The sequence below is a fragment of the Eubacterium ramulus ATCC 29099 genome (assembly GCF_000469345.1).
Lineage (GTDB): Bacteria > Bacillota > Clostridia > Lachnospirales > Lachnospiraceae > Eubacterium_I > Eubacterium_I ramulus.
In genome coordinates this window covers 24,026-30,199 of the sequence record NZ_KI271098.1, presented here as the reverse complement: position 1 = coordinate 30,199, position 6,174 = coordinate 24,026, and the positions used below count along the sequence as shown (strand labels likewise).

The following is a 6,174-nucleotide window of genomic DNA, read 5'->3' as shown; positions in this document are numbered from 1 at the left end:
TTGTAGGAAAAGACCAGTTCTCAGAAGCATAAGGGATAGAGTTAATAGCTGAATAATATCATGCAGGCAGAGAGCCATTGGCTTTCTGCCTTAGTTGATTATAAAACTTGTTCAGATGTTTTGAAATATTCTGGCGTCTGATGATTTAGAATAGAATCTACATTTTGTCGGACAACATCCAGTTCATGTACCTGGCTTTTACAATCAGAGAGAACATCTTTGTAGGCATTCAGAGAGAGTTGCAGACTGGATTTTTTTTCATATAATTTCTTAAGGGAAGGTATGGTTTCCTCTGATAAATTCTGTTTTAACCAATCTCTGGCGGTCTCATATGCCTGAATTTCTGAGGCATGATTTTTTCGATAAAGTCCTTTGTTTTTGGAATTAAAAAATGCCGTATATGTCTTTTTATTGCTCAGATACTGCCCGGTATAATGAATTTGCTGGTTCAAATCTTTTAGTTGTAAGGATAGATTCGTGACCTGATCCTGTGCTTTTTGTTGTTGCATGTAGGAAGCAGCATAAGCTGATTCAAGGGAAGTTTTGTTATCTATGTCATGCTTTTGCAGATAGATGATCGTATTTGCCATCTGTTTTAAATTTGTGATTTTTACCTTATTTGCATAAGCCGAATTCTGCATGGCTTTTATATTTGTCTGTAGGTCTACAACCAAGCGTAAATGTGATTTTACAAAAATAATAGCCAGCGGATCTTTCTGAAGAAATACCTGTTCCAAGTGTTCTTTTCCGTAGCGTGTTCCAAGTGCACGTTCAGTAATCCGTTTATTACGCTCTGGGTGCAGGTAACTGTAACGACCCCGATGGTCAGTAACAGATATTTGGTATTTTTCAAAAAGCACAGATTGAAATTCTTCAAAATTTTTACAGACAGGGGCACATTCATCGATGGCATCTCTGAGATACTGTTTCTGTGTTTGAAATTTTCCGGATGTTGGTTTTAAGCCGGAATCAATGATTTCCTGATTTATCTTATCAAGTTTTTTCTGGCCGGATTGCTGCAATCGGTATTCTTTATCTGTAATTTTTATCTTGGCCGGAATGAGTAGATCCACCTGGTGCAGCCCATGTTCTTGGCACATATCCATAATTTCCTTTTTGAAATATTTGGTGAATTTATCGGTGGCTCTATGTTTATATCCAGCTTCATGATCATGGGGCTGTGACATATAGGGTGCCCTTTCAGCAGTACATTTTCTAACACTGTTAATCACGATGTGAGTATGGATATTCCCGGATTTATTGTGCCCGTCTGTATGTGTGACTATAAGAGCCTGATACCCGGGAAATATTTTCTTTGCAAGAGCCAGGCTGAGAGCCTGGGCTTTTTCCCCAGTCAGTCCACATTCCGTTACATCAGTAGGATCATAACTTATAATATAATGATGGCTTTTAATGTCAGATGCATTTTGATTTTTATGAAATTTTTTATTTGTGATTTCACATTCTTTATCAAAAGATTCCGGTGTACATAAAAGTCCGTCGATATAATACTCTTCCCGAAGGATAGGCCTGCCGGAATCATCAAGTATCTTTTTCCCATTATTTTCATCATGTTGAAAAAGCAGATAGTCGATCGCATCTGAATAATTCGCATTTTTACTTTTGATATGTTTAAGAACTGCCATCAGTATCACCTGCCATTTCCAAAACCTTTTTCCTTAATTTGAAAAGATCTGCAATACACTGGTGGATTTCATCCTCTATGGCAAGAGAGCGCATACCACCGGTATTAAAATATTTTGCAATCTGATTCAAATTGGAACCGATTTTTCCATATTCGCCAACAAGTTTTTTGAGGTCATCCATGTCTGCAACGATTTCAATATGGTTTTTTATTTCTTTTTCAATAAGTAGTTTACGAACGTATTCTGATCTGCTGATTCCCAATAATTTTGCATTTTGATCTAAACGGTCAAGTTCAAAATCTGATAATCGAACACCAATGAAGTGAGGATAATTGGTTCTTTTTTTTCTGTTTTCCATGAAATGAAAATCTCCTGGCATGGTATGTTTTTCTGTTACGAAGTAACACACGAAATATATATCGGCTGTCCCTTCCGATATGTAAAGGCGTGCTGCGAACACATTTTTGTGTAAGCCAACAGATGTAAAACATCTGATTTTATCGAGGGTATGGGGAAACGAAATCCCCATCAAGATATGACTCTGAAGGAGAACAAATACCGGATTTTGGTAATTTGTTTAACATGAGTGGATCTTGCTCTTGAAGAGATATACCCTTTCATAAAACGTGTAGGTACAGGGAATTATACAAAAGAGATTGAATAAAAAATAGAAAAAATATAGAAGAACAAATTGAAAGGCACCGGAAGAAACCGATGCCTTATTTTAATATGATCAGAAAAATCTGGTATTTTATTGCCCGGTGCTTCCAAATGCACCTGTCCCACGTTCAATGCTAAGTTCTAATACAAAATCGGCAATTACCACAGGTGTGATCACTAGCTGACCGACGCGTGTGTCTTTTGGAATAGTCTGGGTAGATGTACTTACATTGCTGATGATCGCATGGACTTCACCCCGGTATCCGGAATCAATCGGTGGAAGTTCGCAGACAAGACCTTTTACTGCCATGCTACTTCTGAAAATATATCCGGCATATCCGTCTGGAATGATCAGTCCAAATCCAAGAGGGATTCTTGCAATCTCCCCCGGTTTTAAGGTGCAGTCATAAGGCATGAATACATCTGCACCGGCATCATTTTCGTGTGGTCGGAAAGGATGATGATCTTCTTTCAGCCCAAAGTCGATGAGTTTAATTTTCATGATGATTCACCTTTTTCTGTACAAGCAGTGGATAATCCGACTGCAGGATTTTATCAGGCGTCCAGATTTTTGGAATAGATCTGTTGCAGGACATTTGCTTTTCCATGCAGGAGCTTCTTTGACAGAAAGGTCCGGTCAGATCGGGGGCAAAGAGAATCGGACTCAACCGGTATAATTTTTCCCAGATCTGGAGCATAACGATACGTGTCTCATCTGTATTTCTTCTGCAGGTTCTCTGACCGATCATATGTTTCCACTGGTAAGGTGTTGCACTGATGATCAGGACATTTCGCAATCCCTGTGGTGTCGCATATTCAGCAGCATCATGACTGATTCCGGCAGCGCAGAGTTTTTCATAATTATTGAGATCAGACTGGCAGCTTTTGGTGTAAAGTTTCTGAATGCTGTTTTCTGCTTTCAGAATTTCATAAGGAATTGCAAATGCTGCATGTCCTGAATAATTGCTGTACTGCAGGGAAGCACTCATATATTTTACTTCATTCTGATGTCTTGTAATCTGTGTCAGAAAACGTCTGCTTGCTCCAACCACAGCAACAGTGATGACCATAAATTTCTGTACAGTTGGATGTGGAAGTCCGGCAATATGCTCTACTGTTTCTTTGCTATAGGTCTGATGATAAAGATCCATCAGATCTTCCATGTTGCGGATCGTATGGCCGCGTTGCGTGAGCCTGGCCGCGAAAACCATATTCTGTTCTGCTTCCTGAATGCCGTAACAGTTCAGGATAGCTGTTTCAATGTGATTCATAGGCATGTTCCTCCTCTATAAGTGCTTTCAGCAGGATCAGGTAATTGATGCTGTCAGTGATTTTTTCGTCCCATTGCTCTAATTCAAAATAAAGCAGATTGGAATAGCACATATCATATATAGATACGACATGTTTTGACATCATACCTGCCAGAGCCGCTTTTGGATTACAATTCTGTAAGGCGGCAGCCATCTTGAATGCACTGAGTCTGTCTGTGTTATCACCGGTGTATTCTTTCTGTTTGTGTGCAAGAATATCCGAACACTTTTTCATTTGAGTTTCAAATACATCATTAAATTCTTCTTGTGTCATGTGATAAATCCTCCTTCTGTAATCAGGGATTCTATGAAATGAACTGCACCGATCTGTCAGCTGTCCCTTCTGGCATGGTTGCGATGCTGAGGATCATTTTATAGAAACGCTCCTTCATAAATTGTGTGGGTGAAAGGGCTTATACAAATATTTAGCGAAATAAAAAGTTAAAAAATTTACCAGATTCTTTTGTATAGCACTGAGCTGATAAACGATAAGTGAAAGAAGTAATAACCACATATACATGAGGACACTGACACGATGGGACAGGTGCCATTGCTGATGTATACACATGGCAAAATGCTGGAAAGGATTGGTGGAGATAAGAATTAGAATATTACAAATTTATCGAATGGAAGAGGTAGAAGATGATATATAACATTTATGCAGTGGGAGATTCTTTGCGGAATATCAGAAAAAAATACGGATATACACAAAATAATATGGCAGAGAGTCTAGGCATTAGTTATACGCATTATTCTCAGATTGAGCAGGGCAGGCATCGTATGAGTATGCAACTTATGATGAAGATTGTTTCAAAGTATGGTGTGGATCCTAATAGTCTGTTAGGCATACAACTGCAAGGAAAAAGTACGGATGAAGAGATCTTGGAACAGAAATTGAAAAACCTGAAACCTGTTGAACGGGAATATGTGATTTCTATATGCCTGATTTTAGTAGAAGGCTTTGAATGTAAAAAAAGTAAGATGTCAAGATCTAATAATAAATACACTAGAAATGTTTAGGAGCAATAGCATTATGGATAAAAAACTTTTAAATATTAAGGAAATCTGTGAATACCTTGGCATAGGCGAGACAAAAGCAAGGGAACTTGTTAGAGGATGTAATGGATTTGGAATAAGAATAGGGAATCGATGGTATGCAGATAAGCGAAAGTTAGATGCATGGATTGAAAGAGAAGCTACATAAAAATAAAAAGAAAAAACAAATAGAATTTTATGGCTGTTAGTTGAAAAATGAGGTATTGCATAGTATACTATTTTATATCTATGCAATACTTTTTGGTTTACTTAATTAATCAGAAAGGACTTGATAGGTGTGGGAAAATCGTTAAATGGAAAAGAACTGGGAAAGGGAATAAGTCAAAGAAAAGAAGACGGGTTATATATAGCAAGATTTACAAATAGGTTCGGTAAAAGACAATCAATTTCAGATCCTACTTATAATGGAATCCAAAAAAAAATTGCGAATTGCACGGCAGGAAGATGATGCTGCAATAAATGTTGTTCATAGTAATATGACTTTGGATGAATGGTTTGATAAGTGGATTTCAATTTGTAAAAAAAATTGTAGAGATAATACAAAAGATACTTATACCAGACATTATAAGCGTGTGAAAGATGCATTGGGGTGGCGGAAATTGAATAAGCTGAATTTGATGGTAATGCAGGATGCTATTAATAATTTGGAAACAGATAACCAAAGAAAAAATAGTAAAAAAGTTTTGGTTGATATGCTTGAAAAGGCATATGCATCAGATTTGATCGTCAAAAATATTGCAAAGCAGATAAATACTGATATTACCAGAGAAGAGAAGAAAATGAGGCGTGTTTTGACTGTTGAGGAACAGGAGATTTTCTTAAAAGAGGCTGAAAATACAATATATTATTATCTGTTTATAGTTGCTCTGGAAACGGGGATGCGACTTGGCGAACTTGCTGGATTACAGTGGAAAGATATTGACTTCAAGAAAAAAGTAATTCATGTAAGACATTCTCTGACATATTTTTCTAAAAATGGAAAATATGTATTTCAGATGCATCCAACGAAGACAAATAAAGGATTAAGGGATATACCATTGACAGCTATTGCGATTGACGCATTACACCAACAGTTTTTTAAAAAGAAACGAATTGTGAATCAGGGCAAAGAACCGTTAGAAGGTTATGAGGATCTTGTGTTTGTTACTAAAAACAATAAACCAACAACACAATTTCTTGTAGGTGAATGTATAGAAGGCATAATGCGTAAAATACATAAACATAATCCGGATTTGATTTTTGAGAGAGTTACACCACATTGTTTCAGGCATACATTTGCAACAAGGTGTTTGGAAGCAAATATACCGCTTAAAACAGTATCTCAGATACTGGGACATTCTCAGTTACAGCTTACAACAGATTTATACATGCATGTTACGACAGATATGTTGTTCGACAGTTTGGAACAGTTTGAACGTAAACGGCATGTAGGGTAAATGAAAAATGGCACAGTAGTGGCACAGTAGCCCCTAAAATATGAATTGGAAAATCCCAGAAATGGC

Annotated in this window: 8 protein-coding genes; 3 read left to right on the top strand and 5 right to left on the bottom strand. The window is 37.2% G+C overall.

The window, feature by feature from the left end; genetic code table 11:
* Positions 1 to 98: 98 nt before the first annotated feature.
* From HMPREF0373_RS04015 to HMPREF0373_RS03995, 5 genes are all read right to left on the bottom strand, one after another.
* On the bottom strand, positions 99 to 1,646 hold the full coding sequence (locus HMPREF0373_RS04015) for a relaxase/mobilization nuclease domain-containing protein (protein ID WP_021738332.1): 1,548 nt from the start codon (positions 1,644 to 1,646) through the stop codon (positions 99 to 101).
* A complete protein-coding gene (locus HMPREF0373_RS04010; protein WP_081695198.1) occupies positions 1,633 to 2,004 on the bottom strand; it encodes a plasmid mobilization protein in 372 nt (123 codons plus the stop codon). The genes HMPREF0373_RS04015 and HMPREF0373_RS04010 overlap by 14 nt, the downstream gene beginning before the upstream one ends.
* Positions 2,005 to 2,397: 393 nt before the next feature.
* Entirely contained in the window at positions 2,398 to 2,808 is a 411-nt protein-coding gene (locus HMPREF0373_RS04005) for a dUTP diphosphatase (protein WP_021738329.1), read from the bottom strand.
* Entirely contained in the window at positions 2,798 to 3,577 is a 780-nt protein-coding gene (locus HMPREF0373_RS04000) for an FAD-dependent thymidylate synthase (protein WP_021738328.1), read from the bottom strand. The genes HMPREF0373_RS04005 and HMPREF0373_RS04000 overlap by 11 nt, the downstream gene beginning before the upstream one ends.
* On the bottom strand, positions 3,564 to 3,890 hold the full coding sequence (locus HMPREF0373_RS03995; RefSeq protein WP_021738327.1) for a hypothetical protein: 327 nt from the start codon (positions 3,888 to 3,890) through the stop codon (positions 3,564 to 3,566). The genes HMPREF0373_RS04000 and HMPREF0373_RS03995 overlap by 14 nt, the downstream gene beginning before the upstream one ends.
* A gap of 368 nt (positions 3,891 to 4,258) precedes the next feature.
* Here HMPREF0373_RS03995 and HMPREF0373_RS03990 point away from each other — a divergent pair, with 368 nt between their 5' ends.
* The 3 genes from HMPREF0373_RS03990 (at position 4,259) to HMPREF0373_RS03980 (ending at position 6,108) form a co-directional block, all read left to right on the top strand.
* Complete coding sequence (locus HMPREF0373_RS03990; RefSeq protein WP_021738326.1) at positions 4,259 to 4,636, top strand: helix-turn-helix domain-containing protein; 378 nt, start codon at positions 4,259 to 4,261, stop codon at positions 4,634 to 4,636.
* A gap of 13 nt (positions 4,637 to 4,649) precedes the next feature.
* Entirely contained in the window at positions 4,650 to 4,820 is a 171-nt protein-coding gene (locus tag HMPREF0373_RS03985) for a helix-turn-helix domain-containing protein (RefSeq protein WP_044962841.1), read from the top strand.
* Positions 4,821 to 5,076: 256 nt separating this feature from the next.
* A complete protein-coding gene (locus tag HMPREF0373_RS03980; RefSeq protein ID WP_021738323.1) occupies positions 5,077 to 6,108 on the top strand; it encodes a tyrosine-type recombinase/integrase in 1,032 nt (343 codons plus the stop codon).
* Positions 6,109 to 6,174: the final 66 nt, after the last annotated feature.

Bases quoted from the DNA above. Each gene is read 5' to 3' on its own strand.
- HMPREF0373_RS04005 (WP_021738329.1), bottom strand. From the start codon at position 2,808: ATGAAAATTAAACTCATCGACTTTGGGCTGAAAGAAGATCATCATCCT.
- HMPREF0373_RS04010 (WP_081695198.1), bottom strand. From the start codon at position 2,004: ATGGAAAACAGAAAAAAAAGAACCAATTATCCTCACTTCATTGGTGTT.
- HMPREF0373_RS03985 (WP_044962841.1), top strand. From the start codon at position 4,650: ATGGATAAAAAACTTTTAAATATTAAGGAAATCTGTGAATACCTTGGC.
- HMPREF0373_RS04000 (WP_021738328.1), bottom strand. From the start codon at position 3,577: ATGAATCACATTGAAACAGCTATCCTGAACTGTTACGGCATTCAGGAA.
- HMPREF0373_RS03980 (WP_021738323.1), top strand. From the start codon at position 5,077: ATGGAATCCAAAAAAAAATTGCGAATTGCACGGCAGGAAGATGATGCT.
- HMPREF0373_RS03995 (WP_021738327.1), bottom strand. From the start codon at position 3,890: ATGACACAAGAAGAATTTAATGATGTATTTGAAACTCAAATGAAAAAG.
- HMPREF0373_RS04015 (WP_021738332.1), bottom strand. From the start codon at position 1,646: ATGGCAGTTCTTAAACATATCAAAAGTAAAAATGCGAATTATTCAGAT.
- HMPREF0373_RS03990 (WP_021738326.1), top strand. From the start codon at position 4,259: ATGATATATAACATTTATGCAGTGGGAGATTCTTTGCGGAATATCAGA.